Source organism: Arthrobacter sp. 3Tela_A, from assembly GCF_049311025.1.
Taxonomy (GTDB): Bacteria; Actinomycetota; Actinomycetes; order Actinomycetales; family Micrococcaceae; genus Arthrobacter_B.
Genome location: NZ_JAXIOM010000057.1, coordinates 1 through 23,825, shown reverse-complemented (window position 1 = coordinate 23,825; position 23,825 = coordinate 1). Strand labels below are relative to the sequence as shown.

Below are 23,825 nucleotides of genomic sequence, written 5' to 3'. Positions count from 1 at the left end.
AGAATGTGTATAAGAGACAGGAGCCGCGCAGGAAAGTCCCCAACTGGCAGGGATGTCCCAAACCGCAGGGAAAACACTCCGCAGGCTGTCCCATTGCGGCAGGGATGTCCCAAACCGCAGGAAAACCGGGTTGGGCCGAATGCATCGATCCGGAACGCAGCTAGGTTTGCGCCACGCGGCCAGGCTCCGGCAGCTCGACCGGCTCCCGCCCCGGCGTCAGGCTTCGCGCGCAGGCTCCGGCAGCTCGATCGGTTTCCGGCCTTCGTCCTTCACCAGGAACTGGTAGGCCGCAAGCATCAGCAGCAGCCAGACCGTTCCCACAGCCAGCGCCGTGCGTCCGGGACCGGTAAACGCCAGGATCACTGTCACCAGGGCCATGAAGGCCAGGACCACATAGTTCAGGACGGGCCAGCCCGGGAAGGCAAAACCTGCCGACGGCGTAGCCTCCCGCCGCATCTGCAGCCGCATCCGGTGGTGGCTGAGCAGGATCGACGACCACGTGAAGAGTGTCGCGAAGGTGGCGATGGAGGCGACAACCAGGAACAGCTGGTCAGGAATCCACAGGAACAGACCCAGGCCTGCGATGAGGCAGGCCATGATGATTGCCACGGGCCAGACCGGGACCCCGTAGCGGGAAACGGCGGTGAAGCTGCGCGGTGCATGGCCCTGCTCAGCCAGGCCGTACATGGTGCGTGAGGCCGCGTAGAAGATGGAGTTCATCGCAGACAGGGCTGCGGTGAGCACCACTGCGTTGATCAGGTGTTCGGCGAACGGAATGCCCAGTCCTGCGAAAACCTGAACAAACGGGCTGCCCTCGGAACCGATCCGGTCCCACGGCAGCAGGCAGAGCATAACGCCCAGTGAGAGAACGTAGAAAAGCAGGATCCTGACCGGAACAGTGTTCACGGCCTTGGGGATTGCGCGCTGCGGGTCGCCTGCTTCTCCTGCAGTTACACCCAGCGTTTCAACGCCGCCGAAGGAAAAGACGACGATGCCGAGGCTCATCACAATGCCCCAGACACCGAAGGGCGCGAAGCCGCCGTGGTCCACCAGGTTGTTGACCCCCGGTTCGTAGCCGCCGGTGCTGACGCCGAAGACGATCAGGTACAGGCCGCCGGCGATCATCGCAATGATTGTGGAGACCTTGATCAGGGTGAACCAGAATTCCATCTCGCCGAAGACGCTGACCCGCATCAGGTTCAGTCCGCCGATCAGCAGCATCGCGGCAATCATCCAGACCCATCCCGGTGTGTCCGGGAACCACAGGCCCATGTACATGCTGACCGCTGTCATGTCCGCAATCGCCACGATGATCATTTCGAAGGCGAAGGTCCAGCCGGTGAGGAAACCCATGCGCGGGCCGAGATAGCGGCCGGCGTACTGGGAGAAGGACCCCGCGACGGGGTGGCGGACAGCCATCTCGCCCAGCGCCCGCATGACCAGGAACACGGCGCAGCCGGCGATGATGTAGGCGATCAGGACGGCTGGACCTGCTGCCTGGATGGTTTCGGAGGACCCGTAGAACAGTCCGGTGCCGATCGCGGATCCCAGGGCGATGAAGCGGATGTGCCTCAGGGAGAGGCCGCGCTTGAGATCGGTGTGGTGGGGCGTGGTGCTGGGCATTGTCTTCCTGGGCCGGGCCGCCGGGCCCGGCATTTGGTGGTTCGGAGCGGGGCAGGAGGGTTGGATTCAGCCCGCCGCGCCGGATCCGCCGCCAATGGGCGGACCGCCGTCAAGTCTTCCACATTCTCCTCCGAAGGCTCCCGCCCGGGGAACCGCCCAAAACTTTCTTGGCAGCCGCGTAACCTTTCGGGCACTCCCCGCGATTACCTGTGTGTAGTGGCCGCGCCGGGGCTCATCCCCCCAACGAGCAACGGCGCGGCCACCTCCTGCGCAGGATCAGCCTTGGCGGGGTACGATTTGGTTCGCCCCAACGTCCCAGACCGAAGGACCCCGCCTTGGCTGACCCGCTGACAGAGCCAATGGTCTCTGCAGCGCGTGCGAACAACCCGGCGGCACTGCGGGCGGTTTATGAGTCGCTGGCACCCGCGGTCCACGGGTACCTGCGCTCCAAGGGCTGCGAAGACCCGGAAGCACTGACCCAGGACGTTTTCCTGACGGTGTTTTCCAGGATCTCCACCGTTTCCGGAGGCGCGTCCGGCCTGCGGACCTTCGCTTTTTCAGTAGCCCACGCCCGGATGGTGGACGACCACCGGCGCCGGGAGCGCCAGCCGGCCACTGCCCCGTACGATCCGCAGCTCGACAACAGGTCCACGGACTCAGCCGAGGACATGGTTCTTTCATCCGGGCTGGGAGCGGCCCAGCTGCTGGACGGGCTCACCGGGGCGCAGCGAGAAGTCCTGCTGCTGCGGGTAGTGGCGGACCTGCCGCTGGAGGACACCGCAGCGATCATGGGGAAAACGGTCAACACCGTGAAGCAGCTTCAAAGACGGGCGCTCCTGGCGCTCAAGGAACGAGTCGCAGGGAAGGAGGCAGCGGAAGATGAACAGCAAGTCCAGCAAACCCGGTGACGCCGAAGCGATCCGACGCCTCCTTGCTGAGTCCGGCGTCGAGGAAACCGGCGAGCTCAGCGGCGCCCTTGCTGATCTCCGCGCGGAGTCCCGGACATCCGCCCCGGACCCGGGACCGGAACTGGAAGCGTTCTTCACCGCGGGAGTCACCCCGCTGAGCAGGCCTTCGCGCCGGAGGGGATTCCTGCTGGGTGGTGCGATCGTAGCGGCCATGGCAGCCGGAACCACGGGTGTGGCCGCCGCCAACGGCGGACTCTGGATCAAAGCCGAGGACACCCACGAGGCCCCTGCCTCGGTGAACTTTGAACAGGTCCCCGCACCCACGCCGGCCCCGGCGGAAACTTCTCCAGCCGCAGTGCCTCCGGCCCTTCCCGCCTCGCCCGGGGAGACGAAGCCGGAACCGGCTGAGGAAGTGCCGCGCGCCGCTGAAACGGTTCCCGCCGACGCCGGCGAGCCGGGGGACGGTTCCGCTGAGCCCGGCTTGGGCAGCGGTCCCGGAGCGGACAGGGGCGAGCAGCCCGGCCGCGGCCCGGACCATGATGTGCCCGGCCGTGAGTCACCTGGCCGCGACATACCTGGCCGCGACGGTCCAGACAACGCCGGCCGCCCCGGCGGCAACAGCGGCAACGGCAACAACGGCTATGGGCATGGACGCGACAATAGCCCGGGCCGAGTCGACTCCGGCAAGGACAACAGCGGCGGCCGTGACAATAACGGCGGCAAGGACAGCCACGGCAAAGGCAACAACGGCCGGGAAGATCACCCCGGCGGCCCCCAGCACGGGAACGGCCGCAGCTCCGGCTGACGCCCCTCAACACAAACGAGAGGCCAGTTACGGCTCGTTTCACGCGTGATACGAGCCGTAACTGGCCTCTCGGTGGTTATGGGCGGGACAGCACCCGGGCTAGGCGGTGAGCTGCCGCTTGGAGGAAATCACGCCGGTGTTGAAGCCGGCAAGATTCAGTCCGCCGTGGAAACGGGCGTGCTCGATCTTCACACAGCGGTCCATCACCACGTTCATTCCGGCGGCTTCCGCGTCCCGGGCCACCTCTTCGTGCCAGGAGCCCAGCTGCAGCCAGAGCGTCTTGGCGCCTACGGCCTTGGCTTCCTCCAGCACGGTCGGAAGGTCGTCGTGGCGGCGGAATACATCCACAATGTCCGGGGTCTCCGGCAGGTCCGCCAGCGAGGCATACACCGGCTGGCCGAGGATTTCCTTGGCCACCGGGTTCACGAAGTACACCTTGTACGGCGAGGAGGAGAGCAGATACGTGGCCACGAAGTAGGACGCCCGGGACGGCTTGTCCGAGGCGCCCACAATGGCGACCGACTTGGCCGAACGCAGCAGCGACAGGCGTTCCGGGGCGCTGGGTCCCACCCAGGTGCGGTTCTCAGACATTGGCTGACTCCTCGGTTGCGGACGGAATGCTGCAGGACGCAGCGGGTTCGACGACGGCGGCCGCCCCGCCTGCGGCAGCTGCGGTGAGTGCCTGGTCCAGGTCCCAGAGAATATCCTCCAGGTCCTCCAAGCCCACGGAAATGCGCACCAGGTCCTCCGGCACGCCGCCCGCCGCAAGCTGCTCGGGGGAGAGCTGCTGATGGGTGGTCGACGCCGGGTGGATCACCAGGGTGCGGGAGTCGCCGACGTTCGCCAGGTGGGAGGCGAGCTGCAGGGATTCGATGAACGTCTGCCCTGCAGAACGGCCGCCCTTCACACCGAAGCTGAACACCGAACCCGGCCCCTTGGGCAGGTACTTTTTGGCCCGGTCATGGTGCGGATGGGATTTCAGGCCGGCGTAGGAGACCCAGGCCACCCGCTCGTCAGCCTCCAGCCATTCGGCCACGGCCTGGGCGTTGCGCAGGTGCTCATCCACGCGCTGGGCCAGGGTTTCAACACCCTGCAGGAGCTGGAACGCGGACTGGGCGGAGAGCGTGGGCCCGATGTCGCGCAGCTGTTCGGAGCGAAGCTTGGTCAGGAACCCGTATTCGCCGAAGTTTCCCCACCAGGAGATGTTGCCGTAGGACGGCACCGGCTCGGTCATGGCCGGGAACTTGCCGTTGCCCCAGTTGAAGGTTCCGGCCTCCACGACGACGCCGCCCAGGGTGGTGCCGTGCCCGCCGATGAACTTGGTGGCGGAGTGGATCACAATGTCCGCGCCGTGCTTGAACGGCTGCACCAGGTAGGGAGTGCTCAGGGTGGCGTCGAGGATCAGCGGCACACCGGCGTCGTGCGCCACCTTGGCCAGGCCCTCAATGTCCGTGACCTCGCCGCTGGGGTTGGCCACCACCTCGGCGTACACGGCCTTGGTGTTTTCCTGGATGGCCGCGGCGTAGTCCGCCGGGTCCGTGCCGGGCACAAAGGTGGTTTCAATGCCGAAGCGGCGCAGCGTCACATCGAGCTGCGTGACCGTTCCGCCGTAAAGCTGGGAGGCCGCCACAATGTGGTCCCCTGCGGAGCAGATCGCCGCGAAGGTGACGAATTCCGCGGACATGCCCGACGCCGTCGCGACGGCACCGATTCCGCCTTCCAGGGAAGCGATCCGCTCCTCGAACGCGGCGACCGTGGGGTTGCCGATCCGGGAGTAGATATTGCCGTACTTCTGCAGCGAGAAGAGGTTGGCGGCGTCGGCGGTGTCCTTGAAGACGAACGACGTCGACTGGTAGATGGGAACGGCACGGGCACCGTGGATGGCGTCGGGCGTTCCGCCGGCGTGCAGGGCGCGGGTACGGAATCCGAACTGGCGGTCACTCATGGACTGAGTGCTCCTTCCTTGGGGGAACCGCGGGTAAGCGGTTCGCCAATGGTTGCTTTATTGGGTGCTGGATACCAACAATGTTGAGGACAGTTGCGGCGAGGCAATCCTGGGAGCGGGCATGGACGAGTACGTGATCGTGGTTGAAACCGGGTACAAACTGGCGTCCGCGAACCACAAGATCACCCCCACCGAACCGATGACCCGCCTTGCCGCGGAGCGGATGTTCGCCGAGATGATGGACGGCGGTCACCCCGAACTGCTCCCGGAGAAGAATGACACCTCGTTCCTGGAGGTCTCGCCCGTGGAGTTCCTGCGCCTGCACCGTGCCATGGGCGGAGCGGTGGAGCTGGACCGGGTGACGCTGGCCAGGGTTCACGACGCCGCTCATTAGTTCCCGGCCCCGGTCCGGCGTGCTTCGCACACGGCGTGGATCGCGGGGATGCAGGGTTCGTTCTGCAGGCTCGTGGTGTCCCCGAGGGTGGTGCCTTCGAACAGCTGGGTGAGCAGGCGCCGCATGATCTTGCCGGAGCGGGTCTTGGGCACGTCCGGAACCACGACGACGGCGGCGGGCTTGGCGATCGGTCCGATCTCCTTCGCGACGTGGTTCCGCAGTTCCGCGGTGACGGTTTCTGTATCCGTTGACGCGGCGTCGGTGAGGACCACAAACGCTGCTATGGCGTGCCCGGTCTTGGCATCGGCGACGGGGCAGACCCCGGCTTCGACTACCCAGGGGTGGGAGACCAGCGCGGATTCGATTTCGATCGTGGAGAGCCGGTGGCCGGAGACGTTCAGGACGTCGTCCACCCGCCCCAGGATCCAGGTGTCGCCGTCGTCGTCATAGCGGGCGCCGTCCCCGGCCAGGAACCAGCCCTGCTGCGCGTACTGCCGCCAGTAGGAGGAGAGGTAGCGCTGCGGGTCGCCCCAGCAGGTCCGGGCCATGGACGGGCCGATCCGGTCCACCACAATAAAACCCTGCACGTTCGGGGGCACATCAGCGCCGTGCTCGTCGACGATCCGGGTGGAGACGCCGGGCAGGGCGCGGGAGGCGCAGCCGGGCTTGAACGCTGTGTCGGTCTGGCGCGGGGAGAGGATGGTGGCGCCGGTTTCGGACTGCCACCAGGTGTCGATCACCGGTACCTCGCCGCGGCCGATGTTCTCCCGCATCCAGCGCCAGGCTTCGGGGTTCACGGCTTCGCCGACGGTCCCGAGCAGCCGGATGGAGGACAGGTCCCAGGTGTCCGGGACGCCGTCGGGGAACCAGCCCATGAGGGAACGGACGAGGGTGGGGGCGGTGTAGTAGCTGGTGACCTTGTAGCGTTCGATGATCTCGAAGTGCCGGCCGGGGTGCGGGGTGTTCGGGGTGCCCTCGAAGATCACCTGGGTGACGCCGTTGGAGAGCGGTCCGTAGATCTCATAGGTGTGCGCGGTGACCCAGGCCAGGTCCGCGGTGCACCAGTGGACGTCCGCATCCCGGGCGGTTTCGTCCGGGTTGGCGAAGAGGAACTCGTAGCTCCAGGACGCCTGCGTGAGGTAGCCGCCCATGGTGTGCACCAGGCCCTTGGGCTTTCCCGTGGTGCCGGAGGTGTACATGATGAACAGCGGCGTCTCGGCGTCGAAGGCCTCCGCTTCGTGGATGTCGGAGGCGGTGTCCACCGTGTCGTGCCACCAGATGTCCCGGCCTTCGGTCCAGGCGATGTCGCAGCCCGTGCGACGGATGACCAGCACGTGTTCGATCGCGTTGTCCCCGGAGACCGCCTCGTCCGCGTTGTCCTTGACCGGAACGGCTGCGCCGCGGCGGAACTGGCCGTCGGTGGTGACCAGGAGTTTGGCACGGGTGTCTTCCACCCGGAACTTCAGGGCCTCGGCGGAGAAACCGCCGAAGACCAGTGAGTGGATGGCGCCGATCCGGGCGCAGGCCAGGGTGATGATGATGGTTTCGGCGATGACCGGGAGGTAGATGACCACCCGGTCGCCCTTATCGATGCCCAGGGCCAGCAGGGCGTTGGCGGCCTTGGAAACTTCCTTCTGCAGCTGCGCATAGGTGATGCTGCGGCGGTCGCCCGGTTCGCCTTCGGCGTGCAGCGCCACCTTGTCTCCGTGGCCGGCAGCCACGTGCCGGTCCACGCAGTTCACCGCGACGTTCAGTTTGCCGCCGGCGAACCATTCGATTTCCGGCACGCTGTACTCGGCGTCAGCTTCCGGAATCTCCGGGCCGCTGAGCCGCTGCGGCGGGGTGAAGGTGTGGGCGGTGTGCCACGGCTGTTCCCACTGCAGGCGCCGGGCCGCGTCCTCCCAGAACGCGATGCGCTCCGTGTCGGTGGTGAGTGCGGGTTCGGCCTGTTCCAGTGCTGTTGTTACGCCCACTTCTTCACTGCCCACTTCTCTGCGACGCCCAGCAGGGCATCAGTCGTTTTGCCGATGACTGCCAGCAGCACGATCGCCAGGAACATCCGGTCGGTGCGGCCGTTGTTCTGCGAGTCCGTGAGCAGGAAGCCCAGTCCCATGGAGGATGCGATCAGTTCTGCAGCCACCAGAAAGAGCCAGGACTGCGCCAGTGCCAGCCGCAGACCGGAGAAAACAGCCGGAACGACGGCGGGCAGCTGCACCGTGGTGAGCAGTTTGAGGCCGTTCAGGCCGAAGGCGCGGGCCGCTTCGACGAGGTTCTTGTCCACGTGGCGCAGCGCCAGGGAAACAGTGGTGAAGACCGGGAAGAACGCGCCGATGGTGATCAGCGTGACCTTTGAATCCTCGCCGATGCCCATCCACAGGATCAGCAGCGGAACCAGTGCCAGGGAGGGTACGGCACGCACGGCGCCGAACAGCGGGCCGAGGAGTACATCTGCCAGGCGGGAGAGGCCGAGCAGGGCGCCGAGGATCAGGCCCAGCGCGGCGCCGAGTGCGAAGCCGGTCAGGACGCGCTGGGTGGAGATGGCGATGTGGGTGCCCAGCTCGCCGCGTTCAATCAGGTCCGCTGCGGAGGTCAGGACGGCGCCCGGGGAGGGCAGCTGTACTGCACTGAAGACCCCGAGCACGGACACGAGCTGCCAGAGACCCAGCAGCAGCACCGGAACTACCAGGCCCAGGGCCACGCGGGCCCAGGTCCGGGACAGCGGGCTGCCGGAGCTGGCCTTTTGGACAGGTGCGGGTGCTGCCGACGACCCGAACGGGCCTGCCACTGCGGGTGCAGCAGCGGGAGATGGATTGCTGCTCATTAGGCGTCCTTGACGGTTGCGGCATCGGCCTTCTGTACGAAGGTGTCATCCAGCAGGGAGGCCACGGCGTCGTCGATCGCCTGCTGGTTGGCAACGTCGCCGGTTTCGACGAACACGGGGCCCACCTTTTCCAGGACCTTGCGCTGCGCCTCGCCCGGCGCCGCGTCGACGTCGAGGTTGCTGCGTTCCAGGATGACAGTGCGGGCCACTTCCAGGTCCAGGCCGGCGACGTCGGCGAGGATCTGCGCGGTTTCTTCCGGGTTTTCTGCTGCCCAGGCGCGGGCCTTTTCGTAGGCATCGACGACTGTCTGGGCCAGTTCCGGCTGCTCTTCCAGGAAGGATTCGGTGGCGTTGAGGAAACCGTAGGTGTTGAAGTCCAGGTTGCGGTAGAGGAACTTCGCCCCGGCGTGCTCGGCTCCGGCCATGATCGGATCAAGGCCGGACCAGGCATCCACCGCACCGTTTTCAAGGGCCGTGCGGCCGTCTGCATGCTGCAGGTTCTCAACCGTCACGTCGGAGGTGCTCAGCCCGGCCTCTTCCAGTGCCTGGACCAGGAAGAAGTACGGGTCGGTGCCCTTGGTGGCGGCGACGGACTTGCCGGCCAGGTCAGCCACGGAAGTGATGTCCGACTCGGGGGAGACCAGCAGGCCGGCCCACTCCGGCTGGGAGTAGATGCTGATGGTCTTGATTTCCGAACCGTTGGCGCGCGCCAGCAGGGCAGCCGAGCCGGCGGTGGAACCGACGTCGATCGCTCCGGCGCGCAGCGCCTCGTTGGCCTTGTTGGACCCGGCGGACTGTACCCAGTTCACCTCCACGCCCTGCTCTTCGAGAGTGGCTTCGAGCCAGCCCTGGTCCTTGATGACCAGGCTCAGGGGGTTGTAGGTGGCGAAGTCGATGTTCAGGGTGCCGCCGTCGGCCGCTTCGTTTGCGGCTGCCCCGGAGGAATCTTCGCCGGCCACGCAGCCGGTCAGGGCCAGCGAAACGGCGGCTGCGGTGGCTGCCAGTGCGGTGAGCGGGCGGCGGGAGACGCGGGGCGGGCGGCGGGAGAAGAGGGAACGGCTGTTCATGGGGATTCCTTCGAGACGGGTGGAGCAGAAAAATGTGGGGTCGGTGCAGCTTGGTGCGGGCACAATGCGTCCGCGGATTGGCCAGGGTTGTGGCCCGGACGGGGAGGCGTGGGCGCTCTAGTGGCGGTCGACGCCGAGGCTCGCCAGGAGCTCGCCGCGCATTCGGGCGAGCTCGGCCGAGGCCCGGTCCCGGGGACGGGCACCGGGCACGGTGATGGTCTGCGTGATGGTGGCGCCGGGCTTGCCCGGTTCGCGGCCGAGCACGATGATCCGGTCGGCGAGCTGCAGGGCTTCATCGACGTCATGCGTGACGAGAAGGACGGTGGCGGGCGCAGCGCGGTGCACGTCCAGCAGCAGGTCCTGCATCTTCAGCCGGGTCAGGGCATCCAGGGCCCCAAACGGTTCGTCCAGCAGCAGGACACCGGGCTTGCGGGCCAGGGCACGGGCGAGTGACGCACGCTGGGCCATGCCGCCGGAAACAGCACGCGGCTGGTGCTTGGCAAAGCTGTCCAGTTCCACGAGTTTGAGCAGCTCGGAGACCTTGGCTTTGCCTTCGGAAGCGCTGGTGCCCTTCGGCAGGCCAATCGCAACGTTGGCCTGCAGGGTCTGCCACGGCAACAGCCGCGGTTCCTGGAAAGCCACAGCACACCGGTCGTCAATGCCGCGCACAGCCGTACCGTCGATCAGCACCTGGCCGGTGGAAGCGGCGTCGAGCCCTGCGGTGGCGCGCAGCAGGGTGGACTTGCCGCAGCCGCTGGAACCCAGGATGGCCAGGACCTCGCCCGGACGGACTTCGAAGTTGATGTCGCGCAGCACCACGTGGGCGTCTGTGCCGGAGCCGAAGCTGCGGCCGACGCCGTCGAACGTCACGGACAGTGCGGTGTCGGGAGCAGTGCGCGGGGCAGCGGAGACGGCATGGGAGCCGGAGGAAAGTACTGCAGTCATGTGAACACTCCATCGGTCCTGGCAGTAGCACCCTACGGAAAACGTCCTGGGCCGCTGCCGGCCTCCTGCGACGTCCACCTCGATATCGCAGTGCCTCAAGGAGGAAGCACTACGACCAGGGTTGCTGCGGCTTCACTGATCCAGGTCTCTCAGCCGCTCGGGATGGTCAAGACCCAACTAAACGCCCTGAAGTCCGATTCCGGCAAGTCCCGGCGTAACATTTCTCAGCCCCTCCCTCCCCCATCGAGATAGCAGAAACTGCACGTTACAGCGCTGAAACGTGCAGTTTCTGTCATCTCGATGGTTCGGGGCGGGGCGGCTGGGCGCCCGGGAGGTGAAGTACGACGGCGGCGGTTACGCCGCGTGAACACGTCGGCTTGCGTGCCACCGGGGGAGCGGGCGCATACTGAACCCGCAGGATCATGAGTCCCAACGCGAAGCTCTGGCTCGTTGGGCGGCAACCCTCTCCCGTAGCGGGGTGCCCCAGATGACGATCCGGTCGCCGGCAAGACCGCCCGCGGCAAGTACGGCGCTCCCTCCGCGGTGCGTCCTTCCGTAAAGGACCCTCATGGCCACCACGCCCGCCCGCCACATCCGCTTCAACGCGTTCGACATGAACTGCGTGGGCCACCAGTCGCCCGGACTGTGGCGCCATCCCGAAGACCGGTCAACGGACTACACCAAGCTCAGCTACTGGACTCACCTGGCGCAGACCTGCGAACGCGGCCTGTTCGACGGGATCTTCATTGCCGACGTCCTGGGCACCTATGACGTCTACGGGTCCTCCAACGAGGCGACCCTTCGGCAGGGCACACAGGTGCCCGTGAATGATCCGCTGCTGCTGGTCTCCGCCATGGCCCTGGTCACCGAACACCTGGGCTTCGGCGTCACAGCCGGCACGGCCTATGAGCACCCGTACCCGTTCGCCCGCAGACTCTCCACCCTGGACCACCTCACCGGGGGCCGGGTCGGCTGGAACGTCGTGACCGGCTACCTGCCCTCCGCCGCCCGGAACATGGGCCAGGAAGACCAGCTGGAGCACGACGAGCGGTACAACCATGCCGATGAATACCTCGAAGTCGTCTACAAGCTGCTCGAAGGCTCCTGGGAAGACGACGCCGTTGTCCGCGACCGGGAGACCGGCGTGTTCACGGACCCGGCCAAGGTCCACGACATCAACCACGAGGGCAAGTACTTCAAGGTCCCCGGCATTCACATTTCCGAGCCGTCCCCGCAGCGCACCCCGGTGATCTACCAGGCCGGCGCGTCCCCGCGCGGCATCGCGTTCGCTTCCGAAAACGCCGAAGCCGTGTTCGTCGGCGCCTCCACGGTGGAGAAACTCAAGGCAACCGTCACGAAGATCCGCGACGCCGCCGAAGCGGCCGGACGGGACCGCTACTCCATCCGGATCTACACGCTGCTGACCATCATCACCGCCGCCACGGCTGAGGAAGCCGAAGCCAAGCATCTTGACTATCAGAGCTACATCAGTGACGAAGGCGCGCTGGCGCTGATGTCCGGCTGGATGGGTGTTGACCTTTCCACCTACAACCTTGACGAGCCGCTGGGCTCGGTGAAGTCCAACGCCATCCAGTCAGCCGCGGCGAACTTCCAGAAAGTGAAGGACGACGGCGAGCCCTGGACGGTGCGCGACATCGCCGAGAGCGCCGGTATCGGCGGGCTGGGCCCGCGGCTGGTGGGCTCCGGCGCCGAGGTCGCCGAGGAGCTGATCCGCTGGGTGGAAGAGACCGACGTCGACGGCTTTAACCTCGCGTATGCCGTCACCCCGGGCACCTTTGAGGACGTCGTGGAGTTCGTGGTTCCGGAACTGCAGAAGCGCGGTGCCTACCCCACGGAGTACGCCCCGGGCACGCTGCGGAACAAGCTCTTTGGTGCCGGCGACAAGCTGCCCGCAGAGCACAGGGGAGCCCGGTACCGACTGGCGCCGGCCGTCACGCGCTAGGACTGGGCTTCCGCGGAGGCTGCCCCCGGGGGAGGGCGTTTGTTAGTATCTGCGTATGCACGCAGATACTAATGCTGATGACCTTACTCCCGCGAACGCCTACATTGACGTAGCCGTTGAGGTCTTCCGCCTGCTCGCGGACGCAACACGCATTCGGATTGTGCTGGCCCTGCGTGAAGGCGAACTCTCGGTGAACAACCTGGCCGAAATCGTGGAGCGCAGCCCGGCCGCTGTCTCCCAGCACCTGGCGAAGCTGAGGTGGGGCAAGCTGGTCCGTGTCCGGCAGGACGGGAACCGGGCGTTTTACCGCCTCACGGACGAGCACGCGATGCGGCTGGTGGTCGAAGCTATCCGGCAGGCCGAGCATGCCGTGGACGAGAAGCCCGGGCACCACTCATGATCCGGGTCCTGCGCAATCCCACCTACCGGGCACTGTTCTTCGCCCAGGTATTGGCGTTGCTCGGAACGGGCCTGCTGACCGTTGCCCTGGGCCTTCTTGCCTTCGACCTGGCGGGGGACTCAGCCGGAGCAGTGCTCGGCACCGCTCTTACGATCAAGATGCTGGCGTACGTGGGCGTGGCGCCGGTGGTCGCTGCCCTGGTGGACCGCTTGCCGAAAAAGGCCGTGTTGGTTGGTGCCGATGCGGTGAGGTTCGCGGTGGCACTGGGTCTTCCGTGGGTGACCGAGATATGGCAGGTCTACGTCCTGGTGTTCATACTGCAGTCCGCATCGGCAACCTTCACGCCTGCGTTCCAGTCGCTGATTCCGGGCGTGCTGCCGGATTCCCGGGATTACACCCGTGCCCTGTCACTGTCCCGGCTTGCCTATGACCTGGAATCGCTGCTGAGCCCGGCGCTTGCCGCAGTCCTTCTGACGGTGCTTACGTACAACAGCCTTTTCCTCGGAACCGCGTTCGGATTCCTCTGTTCCGCGGTACTCGTCCTGGCGTGCAGGCTGCCCGCCGCTGAGGCCTCAGGGGACGGTTTCTGGAGCCGGCTTCCGACCGGAATAAGGACCTTCGCCCGCACGCCCGCGCTGCGGTTCCTGATGCTGGCCAACGTGGTGGTGGCAGCCGGAACGGCGATCGTCCTGGTGAATTCCGTTGTCTATGCGCGCGCAGTGTTCAGGCTGGATGACGCCGCGCTGGCACTGGCCCTCGGCTGTTACGGCGTCGGATCGCTGGCTGCGGCCCTGCGTGTTCCGTGGCTGGTGGACCGTTTCGGCGTCATCCGGACGATGCTTGCGGGCTTAGCGGTGATTGTGGCGGGACTGGCAGCAGCCGTCGTCGTGACCGGAGTGCTGGCGGCGGGTCGCGCGGGCTGGCCCGCACTGCTGGCCGCCTGGGCCGTGCTGGGTATGGGAACCTCGCTCGTCAACACGCCCTCATCCCGGCTGCTGGCAGACTCCTCGACGCCGGCCAACCGAAACCTGGTCTACACGGCGCAGTTCGCTCTTTCCCACTCCTGCTTCCTCATCACCTACCCCATAGCGGGGTGGCTGGGCGAGGGCAGCCTGCTGGGTGCTGCGGGAGTCCTGACTCTCCTGGCCGCTGCCGGATTCGCCGCGGCGCTGGCGCAGACAAGGAAGAACGGTGGTTCCGCCTGGCTGCAGCCGGAGCGGTTCGAGCAGCCGCGGGGCATTGACCGGGTAGGAGCACGCTCCTACCGTTGAGGGACCCCCAGCCTCCAGCCAAGGAGAACCTCATGGAACCAGCAGCCACAGGACGCGTGCTTTCCGCCGACGGAACGCCCATTGCCTGGCAACGGCAGGGCCAGGGTCCGCCGCTGGTAGTGGTGGACCCGGTCATGATGGACCGGACCACGTCATCGATGGCCGGTGTGGCGGAACTGCTGGCGGCTGGGCACACCGTTTACACCTATGACCGCCGCGGCAAAGGCGAGAGCGGGGACGGGGAGGAGTACACCCCTGAGTCCGAGGTGGATGACCTGCTGGCCGTAGTGGAAACCGCCGGGGGAGCGGCGGCCCTGCTGGGCACGTCTTCCGGAGCCGTACTTGCGCTGCGCGCGGCGTCGGAGTCCGCTGTCATCTCCAGCGTGATCGCCGTCGAACCGCCGCTTACTGAACCCGGCACGGAAGAACCGGATATGCGGCCCGAGTTGGAAGAGCTGGTGGCAGCAGGTGACCGGGCCGGCGCCATCCGGCTGTTCCAGGAATCCATCGGAGTGCCGGCGGACATCATTGAGGCTTCGGACCCGGGCCCGTTCGAACCCGCAGCGCACACCATCGCCTATGACCTGACCCTGCTGCTTGAAACCGATGTACGGAGCCTGACCGGGATCCGCGTGCCCGTGCTGGTGCTGGCCAGCTCCGGCAGCGATGACCGGCTGAAGGAATGGGCCCGTGAAACTGCCGAGCTGCTCCCCGAGGGGTCCTTCCAGCTGCTGGAAGGCAGCTGGCACGGCCTGGATGACGCGGTGCTCGCCGCTGCCGTGGAGGCTTTTCTGGAATAGGACCGGCGTCGACCGCGTTGCTGCCTGAGCGTAGGGTGAGATCCGGCAGAGAGCTAACCGGTCACAGCAGTCAAGGAGGCACGGCATGGCACACCGCAATGACCCTGAGGTCATCACCAGGCTGCTCACAGCCAAGGGCCGGTGGGCGGTAGTCGGGCTGTCGAACAACCCCGCACGACCGGCTGTCGGTGTGTCCCGGTTTGTCCAGGATTCCCTGGGCATGGACATCGTTCCCGTGAATCTCTCCGGCGAGTCAGTGCACGGCAACCAGGGCTACACCCGGCTGGCCGAGATCCCCGGCCAGGTGGACGTAGTGGACTGCTTCGTGAACTCCGCCAAGGTAGGCAGCATCGTGGACCAGGCCATCGAAATTGGCGCCAAAGCCGTCTGGCTGCAGCTGGGTGTGGTGGATGAGGCGGCGGCGCAGCGGGCCGCGGACGCAGGCCTCGACGTCGTTATGGACACCTGCCCGGTCATCGAGGCCGGGCGGTTCGGACTCTAAAAAGGCCAGGAGGCCGGCATGAGCACTGTCCTAGTGGTGGGCGCGACCGGAGGAATCGGCCGGCTGGTGGTGCAGGAAGCCGTACGGGAGGGGTTCGCCGTCCGGGCCCTGGCCCGCAACCCGCGCAAGGCGGCGGATGTGCTGCCGCCCGGGGCAGAAGTGGTGGAAGGGGATCTCACCCGCCCCGAGACCCTCGAAGGCGCGGTCAGCGGGGTTGACGCGATCATTTTCACGCACGGTGCCAACGGCGGTGAGGACCCGCAGGCCGTGGATTACGACGGCGTGCGCAACGTCCTGCTGGCCCTGAACGGACGCCGGGTCCGGATAGTGCTGATGACGGCGATCGGACTGACGAACCGGACCGCGTTCGGAACCCTGGTGGACTGGAAACGGCGCTCCGAGCGTCTGCTCCGGGCCAGCGGACTGCCGTACACCATCGTCCGGCCCGGATGGTTCGACTACAACGAACCCGGCCAGGGCCGGGAAATCGCCCTGCAGGGAGACCGCCGGCGGACCGGCACGCCTGCGGACGGCGGGATTGCCCGCACCCAGATTGCCGAAGTGCTGGTGCACGCCTTGAGTTCCGACGACGCCCTCGGCAAGACCCTTGAACTCATCGCCGGGGACGGAGAGCCGGTCACTGACTTCGATGCCTTCTTCGCACCGCTCCAGGCCGACCCTCCGGGCACGCTGGACGGAGTGCAGGACGATCCAAACATGCCCCTGGACGAAGAACCGGAAAGCATCCGGGAGGAGCTGGCTGCCATGGGCAGCCGCTAAAGAACCTGGGCTACCCCCGCCGGTCCGCAGGGAGGGATCGGTGGACCTTCCAGGCAGAGAGCATCTGGTCCCGGGTGCCGCCGGGATGTGCGGCATGCCAGTCCCGGGCGAAGCGGTTGAGCTCGAACTGCGGGCCAATCGGAGCGGCTGCCGCGGCACGGGTGGCGTGCCAGTGATCCAGCGCCGCAGCCAGGGTAGCCGTCCCGTCATTGGCGGCGAAGAACTCGCGCATGGGGGCATCGAACCGGAAACCAGGCCCCAGCGCGTTGACGAAGAACTCCCGCAGCACCTGGCTGCAGGGATGTCCCGCCGGAATCACCGTATGGATAGTCAGCGGCGGAACGAGCCGTTGCCGGGAGCGCCGGGGCTTCGCAGCCGGCGCCGGAAGCGGCTTGCCCGCCAGGTAGGCCGCAACCCGTTCGGCCAGCTGTTCCTTGGACCCCGTGGCCGGAATCTGCTGCGCCCGGGCAAACGCCTGCAGCTCATCCTTCAGCCAGTACCACCGGCGGAACTCGCCAGCCCCGAGCGAGGAAGACAGGGCAGGGCGTTCCGGAAGGGTCACGTTCCCATCCTCCCGGATCTGCCCGGAATTCTGTGCTCCCGCGCCGCGAACGGCCCGGTGAATGAATGGCGTGGACCCAGGGAGAGTTCTCAGCGGGTGCGTAACAACGGTGCGTAACAATACGGATTGTGACGCCGGTGGCGTTACGAACCGACGCATAGGGCCGCACGGAGAAATCTTCTGGCCCTGACCGGGTGCAGCCGGTTTAGATAGTGGCGTAACCATCCAGAGCGGCTGAGAGACCTGGCTCCGTGACGCCGCAGCAACCCCCTTCCGCGGGCATACCCGCCGAAGAAGGGTGCTACCGCCAGGACCGATGGAGAAGCACCTGCTCTTAGACGGTCCGCTGCTCCCGTGCCCCGCTGCACGGGCGCCGGGCGGGCGAAGCGGCGTGCACCTCTTCCCGGGCATAGACCGCAGGAGGACAGCATGATCCGTATTGAGAACGTCTCCACCGTCTTTGGAGGCGGTGAATCGGCTTTCACGGCAGTGGACAGCGTCAGCCTTGAAATTCCCAAGGGCAGCATCCAGGGCATTATCGGGTTCTCCGGTGCCGGAAAATCCACGCTGCTGCGCAACATCAACCTGCTGGAACGCCCAACTTCCGGCCGCGTGCTGGTGGATGGAACGGACCTGACCGGGTTGGGTGATGCCGAGCTTCGTGCGGCCCGGCATGAGATCGGGATGATCTTCCAGCACTTCAACCTGCTGAACAACCGCACCGCCGCGCAGAACGTTGAACTCTCGCTGAAGTTCGCCGGCGTGAAGAACGCCGCCGAACGCCGCACCCGCGCACTGGAGGCGCTCGCCGTCGTCGACCTCTCGGAGAAAGCGGGCACCTATCCGGCCAAGCTCTCCGGCGGGCAGAAGCAGCGTGTTGCCATTGCCCGTGCCCTGGCCACGCGGCCCAAGGTGCTGCTGTGCGACGAACCGACCTCCGCCGTCGATCCGAGGACCACTGCCTCCGTGCTGCAGTACCTCAGCGACGTCAACGCGCGGTTCGGGATCACGATCGTGGTGGTCACCCATGAAATGAACGTCATCAAGGCGATTGCGGACAATGTCGCCGTCATGGAGGAAGGCCGGGTGGTGGAACAGTTCGCGCTCGCGGAACTGGCCCGCCCCGGTTTCACCCCGGCCACCGCGATCGGCCGGTACCTGATCTCCGACGAAATCACCCTGGACCGGGCTGCCCGCCGGGAAGGAGCCCGCGTTGCTTGAGCGAATTGCCGAAGTCTGGCCGGAACTGCTCGCCGCACTGGGGCAGACCGGCACCATGCTGCTGGTCGCGATTCCGCTGGCGGTGCTGATCGGCACCCCGCTGGGTGTGCTGCTCTACTCCCTTGGGCCGGACGGGCTGGGGCACAAACCGCGGCTGCACCGCGTCCTGGACTCACTGGTGAACCTGGTGCGTTCCTTTCCGTTCCTGATCCTGCTGATCGCGATCATCCCGTTCACCCGCTTCGTGGTGGGAACAACCATCGGCACCGCAGCTGTGATCGTGCCGCTGACCATTAACGCCATTCCGTACTTTGCCCGGTTCGTGGAGCAGAACATCACCGCGTTGGGCGGCGGCGTGGTGGAAGCCGCCCGCTCCATGGGAGCAACCCGCGGCCAGATCGTGCGGGACGTGCTGCTGGTCGAAGCGCGTCCGGCACTGATCAGCTCGGTCACGATCATGACCGTCAGCTTCATCTCCTACTCCGCGATGGCGGGGCTGGTGGGCGGCGGCGGAATCGGCGACTTCGCCATCCGCTACGGCTACTACCGCTATGAAACCGGGCTGATGCTCACCGCGATTGTGCTGATGGTCCTGCTGGTCCAGGCCGTGCAGCTGGGCGGCTCCTGGCTCTCCCGCCGCGCCGACAAGCGCCTCTAGCCTTCCCGCTCCTATCGAAAGTTACTTCCATGAGCATTCTTAGTACCCGTTTTCCCGGCGGGCGTCCGCGCCTTCTGCTGAACGCCTTCCTGATGAACACCACCAGCCACATCCGCGGCGGCCAATGGCGCCACCCCGATGCCGGGCAGCACCGCTTCAACGAGCTGTCCTTCTGGACAGACCTTGCCCGGCAGCTCGAAGACGCGAAGTTCGACGCCCTGTTCTTCGCCGACGTCGTGGGCCTGTACGGCAACCACGACGGCGGATGGGCCTCCCACGTGCGCCGCGGCCTGCAGGTGCCGGCCAATGATCCGCTGCTGCTGCTCGCGGCACTGTCCGGCGCCACCAGGGACATCGGCCTGGCGGCGACGTCGTCCGTGGTGCAGAGCCATCCCTTCCAGTTCGCGCGGCAGATGTCCACTCTGGACCACCTCTCCGGCGGCCGGGCCGGCTGGAACATCGTCACCTCCGTGCTGGAGAACGCGCACCGCAACTTCGGCAGCGACGGCCTCACCGAGCACGACCGCCGGTATGACTGGGCGGATGAATACACCGACGCGGTGTACAAGCTCTGGGAAGGATCCTGGGATGATGGCGCGCTGGTCCAGGACAAGACCAGCGGTCTGCACGCGGACCCGGACAAGGTCCACAAGATCCACCACCGCGGCGAGCGGTACTCGATCGACGGACCGCACCTGAGTTCACCCTCCCCGCAGCGCACCCCCTTGCTCTTCCAGGCCGGCAGCTCCGGCCGCGGGCAGCAGTTTGCCGCAGCCAACGCCGAAGCTACCTTCATTTTTGCGCCCAACCCCGCCCATGCAGCGAAGGTCGCCGCCGGGGTCCGGGCACGTGCCGTGGACGCCGGGCGGCTGCCCGGGGACGTCAAGGTATTTACCGGTCTGTCCTTTGTGGTGGGCGGAACGGAAGCCGAAGCGCAGCGCAAAAAGGCGGAGCTGGACGAGTACCTGGACCTCGACGCCGTGATCGCGCACATCGGCGGCGGTCTGGGCATCGACCTCGGCGGACTGGACTTGGACACCCCGCTGGGCGAAGTGCAGACCGAAGGCGGCCGCGGCGTGCTGCAGGCCATCATCGACTCCACCCCCGGCGGGAACCCGACCCTGGCTGACGTCGCCCGGTACCGCACCGAAGCGCAGCAGATAACCGGCACCCCGGAGCAAATTGCCGATGAGCTTGAACGCTGGCAGGACGCCGGCGTGGACGGCATCAACATCATCAACGCCATCCTGCCCGGCTCCTACACCGACTTCATCGACGGTGTGCTGCCGGAACTGCGCCGCCGCGGCCTGGCGCAGGGCGAATACGCCCCCGGAACGCTGCGCGAAAAGCTTTTCGGCACCGGCCCGCTGCTGAACGAACGCCACCGGGCCGCGCGGTTCCGCGGTGCGTTCACCCCCGACAACACCCTTGCCATCCCAGGAGCTACCCGATGACCGCCAGTCTGCTCACCCGCTACGGCTACAGCCCCGCCCCGGACGCGGCCCGCTGGTTCGCCGTGGCCGACGACGTCGCTGCGATCCTTGGTGCGGATGCGCTGGAACGCGACGCCGCCAACAAGCCCCCGTTCACTGAAGTTGAAATCCTCCGCCGGTCCGGGCTGCTGCCCCTGACGATCCCCGCCCGCTTCGGCGGCACCGGAATCGACTGGAGCACCGCCTTCGAAATCGTGCAGCGGGTGGCCCGGGCGGACAACTCGATCGGCCAGCTGCTGGGCTACCACTACATCTTCCAGGCCTTCCCCTACATTGACCTGGATGAGGAGCGCGGGCAGGAACTGGCGGACGAGTGCCTCGTACAGCAGTGGCTCTGGTCCTCCACCGGCACACCCCAGGGGCCGCAGGCCACCGCCGTCCGCACCGCCGGCGGATACCTGGTCACCGGCAAAAAGCCGTTCTCCACCGGCAGCCGGGTGGCGGACCGGATCTACGGCCGGGCCGTGCTCGAAGGCGGCGACCGGCTGGCGCTGATTATCGACACGGCTTCCGACGGCGTCATCCGCCACGACGACTGGGACGTCCTGGGCTCGCGCCTCACCGCCACCAACACCATCGAGTTCCGGGACGTGTTTGTTCCGGACACGGCAGTGATCACCAACCTGGGAGCACACGACGGCGAACGCAGCCCGCACCAGGTGCTCACCACTCCGGCATTCCAGCTGCTGTTCGCCCACGCCTACCTCGCCGCCGCGGAAGGAGCCGTGCTGACAGCCCGGGACTACACCCTGGGCTCCGCTCGGCCGTGGTTCCACGCGGAGGTGGCATCGGCGTCGGACGATCCGTTTATCCAGAACCACTACGGGTCCTTCGCCGCGAAAGTCCAGGCGCTTGCCGCCGTCGTCGACCAGGCCACCACCGCCCTGCAGTGGGCGTTCGACGCCGGGGAGTCGCTTACCGCTGCGGACCGCGCAGGGGTGGCGGAGCAGATCGCGGCCGCGAAGATCACTGCGCACGAGGTGTCCCTGGATGTCACCGCGCGGATCTTCGACGTCACCGGTGCCCGTGCGGCCGGAAGCAAATACGGGTTCGACAGGTACTGGCGGGACGTCCGCACCCACACCCTGCACGACCCCGTTGCCTGGAAATACAACGAACTCGGCCGGTTCTTCCTCAACGGGACCGAGCCGGTTCCCTCCGCCTACCGCTAATTCACTCCACTTTTCTAAGGAACACCCATGGAACGCAGGAACTTCCTCAAACTCGCCCTCGCCGGTGCAGGTGCTGCCTCGCTGACCGCCGCCACCGGCTGCGGCTTGACCGGCGGTGCAGCTGCCAGCGGGGACAAGACCATCAAGATCATCGCCACCGAATCCGCTCCCTACCAGGAGCCCACCAAGATCGCGGCCGAGCTGCTCAAGGCCAAGGGGTGGACGCTGGAGGCCACCTACGTCACGGACATCATCCAGCCGAACCTGGCAGTCTCCAACGGCGAATTCGACGCCAACTACTTCCAGCATGGTGCCTACCTGCAGCAGTTCAACGTGGACCAGAAACTGGAAGTGCAGCCGCTGTTCTACGTCTACGGATCTCCGGCCGGAATCTGGTCCGAGCGGTGGAAGTCCCTGCAGGATCTGCCCGACGGCGCGCGGATCGCGCTGCCGGTGGACCCCGCCAACAACGGACGCGGACTGGTGCTGCTGCGCGATGCAGGGCTGCTGGAACTCAAGGACGGTGTGGGGGTCATCCACACGTCGCAGGAGAGCATCACGGCCAACCCGAAGAACTTCGAGTTCGTGGAAGTGGACCAGCAGTCCCTCTCCAAGACGCTGCCGGACGTGGACGCCGGGGTGCTGTTCGTGCGGCTCGCCGCGGAGATCGGGCTGTCCCCGGATGTCGCGCTGGCCTTCGAGGCGGAAGCAGACCAGATTCCGTTCCGCTGCGTGGTTGCGGGAACCGCGGAGTTCGCCGAGACCGAGAAGGCACGCGTATTGCAGGAGGCCTACCAGTCGCCGGAGGTCCGGGAATGGTTCGCCGGCTACATGGGCGGCGTGCTGCCCACTCCGTGGGATGCGGATCCGCTGGAGGAACTCGACTCCTGGTGGCAGGCCTAGAGCTTGCCGAACCGGGCCCTGATCAGGGCCATGTAGAGCCCGTAAAGTACCAGTCCCACGCCGACGGCGCCCAGTACCAGCCAGCCCAGCGGGGCCTCATGCAGGGCGCGCAGGGCGCCGTCGAGCCCGGTGGATTTCTCCGGGTCTGCCGTCACGGCTGCGGCTATCACCAGTCCGCCCAGGATCACCAGCGAGATGCCCTTGGCCACAAAGCCGGCGATTCCGGTGGCGGTGGCGGTGCGCTGCCAGGTCCGGCCGGGTACTGCCTTGAGGTCATTCCGGAACTTCCGCGTAACTCCCTTAAAGATGAAGTAGATGCCAATGCCCGCGATCACTGCTCCGGCCAGGCCGACCACCAGCTGGCCGGCAGGCTGGCTGAGCACCCGCCCGGTCCAGGTGATCTGGCTCTGTTCGCTGTCACTGGAGCCGCCCAGGGCGAAGACACCGAAGGAGACGCCGATGGCGCCGTAGACCACGGCTGACCCGGCATCGGTGGCACGCTTCTTCCAAACGTCGGCCTTGCTCTCACCCGAATCGAGGAAAACCCGGGTGGCCTGGAACAGTGCCAGCGCCAGGCAACCGAGGAAGCAGGCCCAGATCAGGAAAATGCCGCCGGGCTGGTCAGCGAGTGCGGCGACGGCACCGGATGAATCGGCGTCGCCCCCGCCGCCGCCGGCAATCTGGAGGGCAATGAAGCCGATCAGGGCATGGAGTACGCCGCTGGCGACATATCCCATGCGGGCCGCGCGTTCGAACCCCTTCGAGTCGGCTGCCCGTTCTGCGGCCTGGCCTACTCTGCCCCCGCGTGTGCCTGCCCGATCGTTGCCCAATGTGTCCTCCAACGCTGCGGACTGCCCGGGGGCGCCGCAGCTTAGTTCGTGTGCTTAGTGATCGTCTACCATCCTGCCATCAGTGGTGCGCCCGGACCTACGCGGCGCTATGGTCGGTTTATGGACGCCGCATCGCTGAGGCAGTACTGCCTGTCCCTGACCGGATCGTATGAAGACTTTCCCTTTGGCCCGGAAACGTCGGTGTTCAAGGTGCGTGCCGGTGGCCCGTCACGGCCGGCGAAAATGTTTGCGATGAGCACCCTGGAAGCGGATCCGCTGATGGTCAGCCTGAAATGTGAACCTGAACTGGCTCTGCAGCTGCGCGCGGCCCATCCGGAAATCAGCGGGGCGTGGCACATGAACAAGACGCACTGGAACCAGCTGGATCTCACCGGCGGGCTGGAGGAAGAGCTGGTGCGGAACCTGGTGGAGGACTCCTATGACCTGGTGGTGGCCTCGCTGCCGCGCCGGGACCGCGAGTCACTGGCCTGGAAGGGGCTGGCCGAGGGGTGAGTGGACGGGAGCTGACCTATGCGGACGCCGGGTTCACGGAGCGGCCGTATCCCCGGCCCCTGGAGGGTGGATGGCCGGAGGGTTACCGGCTGGTGCTGCGGTCCGAATTGATTGACGTGCCGGACGCGGCTGCCGGTTTCCTGCGGCTGGCGGAGGGCGTGCTCGGCTGGGACCTGCACCGCGGCAGTGGGCTGCGGGTTGCGGCATCGACACCGCGGGCGGCGGCGGGGGTGGAGATGGCCTCCGGGG

Annotated in this window: 25 protein-coding genes and 2 riboswitches; of the genes, 16 read left to right on the top strand and 9 right to left on the bottom strand. The window is 66.7% G+C overall.

Annotation, left to right across the window (positions count from 1 at the left end; genetic code table 11):
- Nucleotides 1–216: 216 nt before the first annotated feature.
- Nucleotides 217–1,623: an amino acid permease gene (locus TVC13_RS14805; protein WP_422401949.1), complete on the bottom strand. Its 1,407-nt coding sequence runs from the start codon at nucleotides 1,621–1,623 to the stop codon at nucleotides 217–219.
- 335 nt (nucleotides 1,624–1,958) lie between these two features.
- Between TVC13_RS14805 and TVC13_RS14800 the strand changes: the two genes are divergently transcribed.
- Both TVC13_RS14800 and TVC13_RS14795 read left to right on the top strand, forming a co-directional pair.
- Entirely contained in the window at nucleotides 1,959–2,531 is a 573-nt protein-coding gene (locus TVC13_RS14800; protein WP_422401948.1) for an RNA polymerase sigma factor, read from the top strand.
- Nucleotides 2,503–3,336, top strand: a complete 834-nt coding sequence (locus tag TVC13_RS14795) for a hypothetical protein (protein ID WP_422401947.1) — start codon at nucleotides 2,503–2,505, stop codon at nucleotides 3,334–3,336. The genes TVC13_RS14800 and TVC13_RS14795 overlap by 29 nt, the downstream gene beginning before the upstream one ends.
- Nucleotides 3,337–3,435: 99 nt before the next feature.
- Here TVC13_RS14795 and TVC13_RS14790 read toward each other — a convergent pair whose 3' ends face one another.
- Together TVC13_RS14790 and TVC13_RS14785 are read right to left on the bottom strand one after the other, a co-directional pair.
- The gene (locus tag TVC13_RS14790; RefSeq protein ID WP_422401946.1) at nucleotides 3,436–3,927 is read right to left on the bottom strand and encodes a CoA-binding protein; all 492 of its coding nucleotides are present in this window, start codon (nucleotides 3,925–3,927) and stop codon (nucleotides 3,436–3,438) included.
- Nucleotides 3,920–5,281 carry an O-acetylhomoserine aminocarboxypropyltransferase/cysteine synthase family protein gene (locus TVC13_RS14785; RefSeq protein WP_422401945.1) on the bottom strand — a complete coding sequence of 454 codons (1,362 nt, stop codon included), beginning with the start codon at nucleotides 5,279–5,281 and terminating at the stop codon, nucleotides 3,920–3,922. The genes TVC13_RS14790 and TVC13_RS14785 overlap by 8 nt, the downstream gene beginning before the upstream one ends.
- A 64-nt stretch (nucleotides 5,282–5,345) precedes the next feature.
- Here TVC13_RS14785 and TVC13_RS14780 point away from each other — a divergent pair, with 64 nt between their 5' ends.
- Nucleotides 5,346–5,675 carry a hypothetical protein gene (locus tag TVC13_RS14780; protein WP_422401944.1) on the top strand — a complete coding sequence of 110 codons (330 nt, stop codon included), beginning with the start codon at nucleotides 5,346–5,348 and terminating at the stop codon, nucleotides 5,673–5,675.
- Here the strand turns inward: TVC13_RS14780 and acs are convergent.
- From acs to TVC13_RS14760, 4 genes are all read right to left on the bottom strand, one after another.
- Nucleotides 5,672–7,648: an acetate--CoA ligase gene (gene acs / locus TVC13_RS14775; RefSeq protein WP_422401943.1), complete on the bottom strand. Its 1,977-nt coding sequence runs from the start codon at nucleotides 7,646–7,648 to the stop codon at nucleotides 5,672–5,674. The genes TVC13_RS14780 and acs overlap by 4 nt on opposite strands.
- Nucleotides 7,639–8,496, bottom strand: a complete 858-nt coding sequence (locus TVC13_RS14770; protein ID WP_422401942.1) for an ABC transporter permease — start codon at nucleotides 8,494–8,496, stop codon at nucleotides 7,639–7,641. The genes acs and TVC13_RS14770 overlap by 10 nt, the downstream gene beginning before the upstream one ends.
- Nucleotides 8,496–9,563, bottom strand: a complete 1,068-nt coding sequence (locus TVC13_RS14765; protein WP_422401941.1) for an aliphatic sulfonate ABC transporter substrate-binding protein — start codon at nucleotides 9,561–9,563, stop codon at nucleotides 8,496–8,498. The genes TVC13_RS14770 and TVC13_RS14765 overlap by 1 nt, the downstream gene beginning before the upstream one ends.
- Before the next feature lie 117 nt (nucleotides 9,564–9,680).
- Nucleotides 9,681–10,508 (bottom strand): ABC transporter ATP-binding protein, encoded by an 828-nt coding sequence (locus TVC13_RS14760; RefSeq protein WP_422401940.1) that lies wholly within the window; start codon nucleotides 10,506–10,508, stop codon nucleotides 9,681–9,683.
- A 418-nt stretch (nucleotides 10,509–10,926) separates the two neighbouring features.
- A riboswitch (SAM riboswitch) is annotated at nucleotides 10,927–11,041 on the top strand.
- Between the two features lie 35 nt (nucleotides 11,042–11,076).
- On the opposite strand from TVC13_RS14760, the gene TVC13_RS14755 reads away from it, so the two are divergent.
- From TVC13_RS14755 to TVC13_RS14730, 6 genes are all read left to right on the top strand, one after another.
- Nucleotides 11,077–12,471 carry an LLM class flavin-dependent oxidoreductase gene (locus tag TVC13_RS14755; RefSeq protein ID WP_422401939.1) on the top strand — a complete coding sequence of 465 codons (1,395 nt, stop codon included), beginning with the start codon at nucleotides 11,077–11,079 and terminating at the stop codon, nucleotides 12,469–12,471.
- Between the two features lie 55 nt (nucleotides 12,472–12,526).
- Nucleotides 12,527–12,871, top strand: coding sequence for an ArsR/SmtB family transcription factor (locus TVC13_RS14750; RefSeq protein ID WP_422401938.1), 345 nt, complete (start codon nucleotides 12,527–12,529; stop codon nucleotides 12,869–12,871).
- On the top strand, nucleotides 12,868–14,142 hold the full coding sequence (locus tag TVC13_RS14745) for an MFS transporter (RefSeq protein WP_422401937.1): 1,275 nt from the start codon (nucleotides 12,868–12,870) through the stop codon (nucleotides 14,140–14,142). The genes TVC13_RS14750 and TVC13_RS14745 overlap by 4 nt, the downstream gene beginning before the upstream one ends.
- A 32-nt stretch (nucleotides 14,143–14,174) precedes the next feature.
- Nucleotides 14,175–14,942, top strand: a complete 768-nt coding sequence (locus TVC13_RS14740) for an alpha/beta fold hydrolase (protein WP_422401936.1) — start codon at nucleotides 14,175–14,177, stop codon at nucleotides 14,940–14,942.
- An 85-nt stretch (nucleotides 14,943–15,027) separates the two neighbouring features.
- On the top strand, nucleotides 15,028–15,444 hold the full coding sequence (locus TVC13_RS14735; protein ID WP_422401935.1) for a CoA-binding protein: 417 nt from the start codon (nucleotides 15,028–15,030) through the stop codon (nucleotides 15,442–15,444).
- A gap of 18 nt (nucleotides 15,445–15,462) precedes the next feature.
- Entirely contained in the window at nucleotides 15,463–16,224 is a 762-nt protein-coding gene (locus TVC13_RS14730; protein WP_422401934.1) for an SDR family oxidoreductase, read from the top strand.
- A gap of 10 nt (nucleotides 16,225–16,234) precedes the next feature.
- On the opposite strand, the gene TVC13_RS14725 is transcribed toward TVC13_RS14730, so the two are convergent.
- The gene (locus TVC13_RS14725) at nucleotides 16,235–16,786 is read right to left on the bottom strand and encodes a hypothetical protein (RefSeq protein ID WP_422401933.1); all 552 of its coding nucleotides are present in this window, start codon (nucleotides 16,784–16,786) and stop codon (nucleotides 16,235–16,237) included.
- A 218-nt stretch (nucleotides 16,787–17,004) separates the two neighbouring features.
- Nucleotides 17,005–17,109: riboswitch (SAM riboswitch) on the top strand.
- Between the two features lie 106 nt (nucleotides 17,110–17,215).
- Here TVC13_RS14725 and TVC13_RS14720 point away from each other — a divergent pair.
- From TVC13_RS14720 to TVC13_RS14700, 5 genes are read left to right on the top strand one after another with little or no spacing between them, the layout of a single operon-like run.
- Nucleotides 17,216–18,007: a methionine ABC transporter ATP-binding protein gene (locus tag TVC13_RS14720; protein ID WP_422401932.1), complete on the top strand. Its 792-nt coding sequence runs from the start codon at nucleotides 17,216–17,218 to the stop codon at nucleotides 18,005–18,007.
- Nucleotides 18,000–18,665 (top strand): methionine ABC transporter permease, encoded by a 666-nt coding sequence (locus TVC13_RS14715; protein ID WP_055240613.1) that lies wholly within the window; start codon nucleotides 18,000–18,002, stop codon nucleotides 18,663–18,665. The genes TVC13_RS14720 and TVC13_RS14715 overlap by 8 nt, the downstream gene beginning before the upstream one ends.
- A 29-nt stretch (nucleotides 18,666–18,694) precedes the next feature.
- The gene (locus TVC13_RS14710; RefSeq protein WP_422401931.1) at nucleotides 18,695–20,119 is read left to right on the top strand and encodes an LLM class flavin-dependent oxidoreductase; all 1,425 of its coding nucleotides are present in this window, start codon (nucleotides 18,695–18,697) and stop codon (nucleotides 20,117–20,119) included.
- Nucleotides 20,116–21,330 (top strand): acyl-CoA dehydrogenase family protein, encoded by a 1,215-nt coding sequence (locus TVC13_RS14705; RefSeq protein ID WP_422401930.1) that lies wholly within the window; start codon nucleotides 20,116–20,118, stop codon nucleotides 21,328–21,330. Before TVC13_RS14710 ends, TVC13_RS14705 begins: the two co-directional genes overlap by 4 nt.
- 27 nt (nucleotides 21,331–21,357) lie before the next feature.
- Nucleotides 21,358–22,233 carry a MetQ/NlpA family ABC transporter substrate-binding protein gene (locus TVC13_RS14700; RefSeq protein WP_422401929.1) on the top strand — a complete coding sequence of 292 codons (876 nt, stop codon included), beginning with the start codon at nucleotides 21,358–21,360 and terminating at the stop codon, nucleotides 22,231–22,233.
- Here the strand turns inward: TVC13_RS14700 and TVC13_RS14695 are convergent.
- A complete protein-coding gene (locus TVC13_RS14695; RefSeq protein WP_422401928.1) occupies nucleotides 22,230–23,063 on the bottom strand; it encodes a DUF1206 domain-containing protein in 834 nt (277 codons plus the stop codon). The two genes, TVC13_RS14700 and TVC13_RS14695, sit on opposite strands and share 4 nt — an antisense overlap.
- Nucleotides 23,064–23,183: 120 nt before the next feature.
- On the opposite strand from TVC13_RS14695, the gene TVC13_RS14690 reads away from it, so the two are divergent.
- Nucleotides 23,184–23,576, top strand: coding sequence for an MmcQ/YjbR family DNA-binding protein (locus tag TVC13_RS14690; RefSeq protein ID WP_422401927.1), 393 nt, complete (start codon nucleotides 23,184–23,186; stop codon nucleotides 23,574–23,576).
- The coding region (locus tag TVC13_RS14685; protein ID WP_422401926.1) for a DUF1990 family protein at nucleotides 23,573–23,825 on the top strand (253 nt) is incomplete at its 3' end. The genes TVC13_RS14690 and TVC13_RS14685, both read left to right, overlap by 4 nt.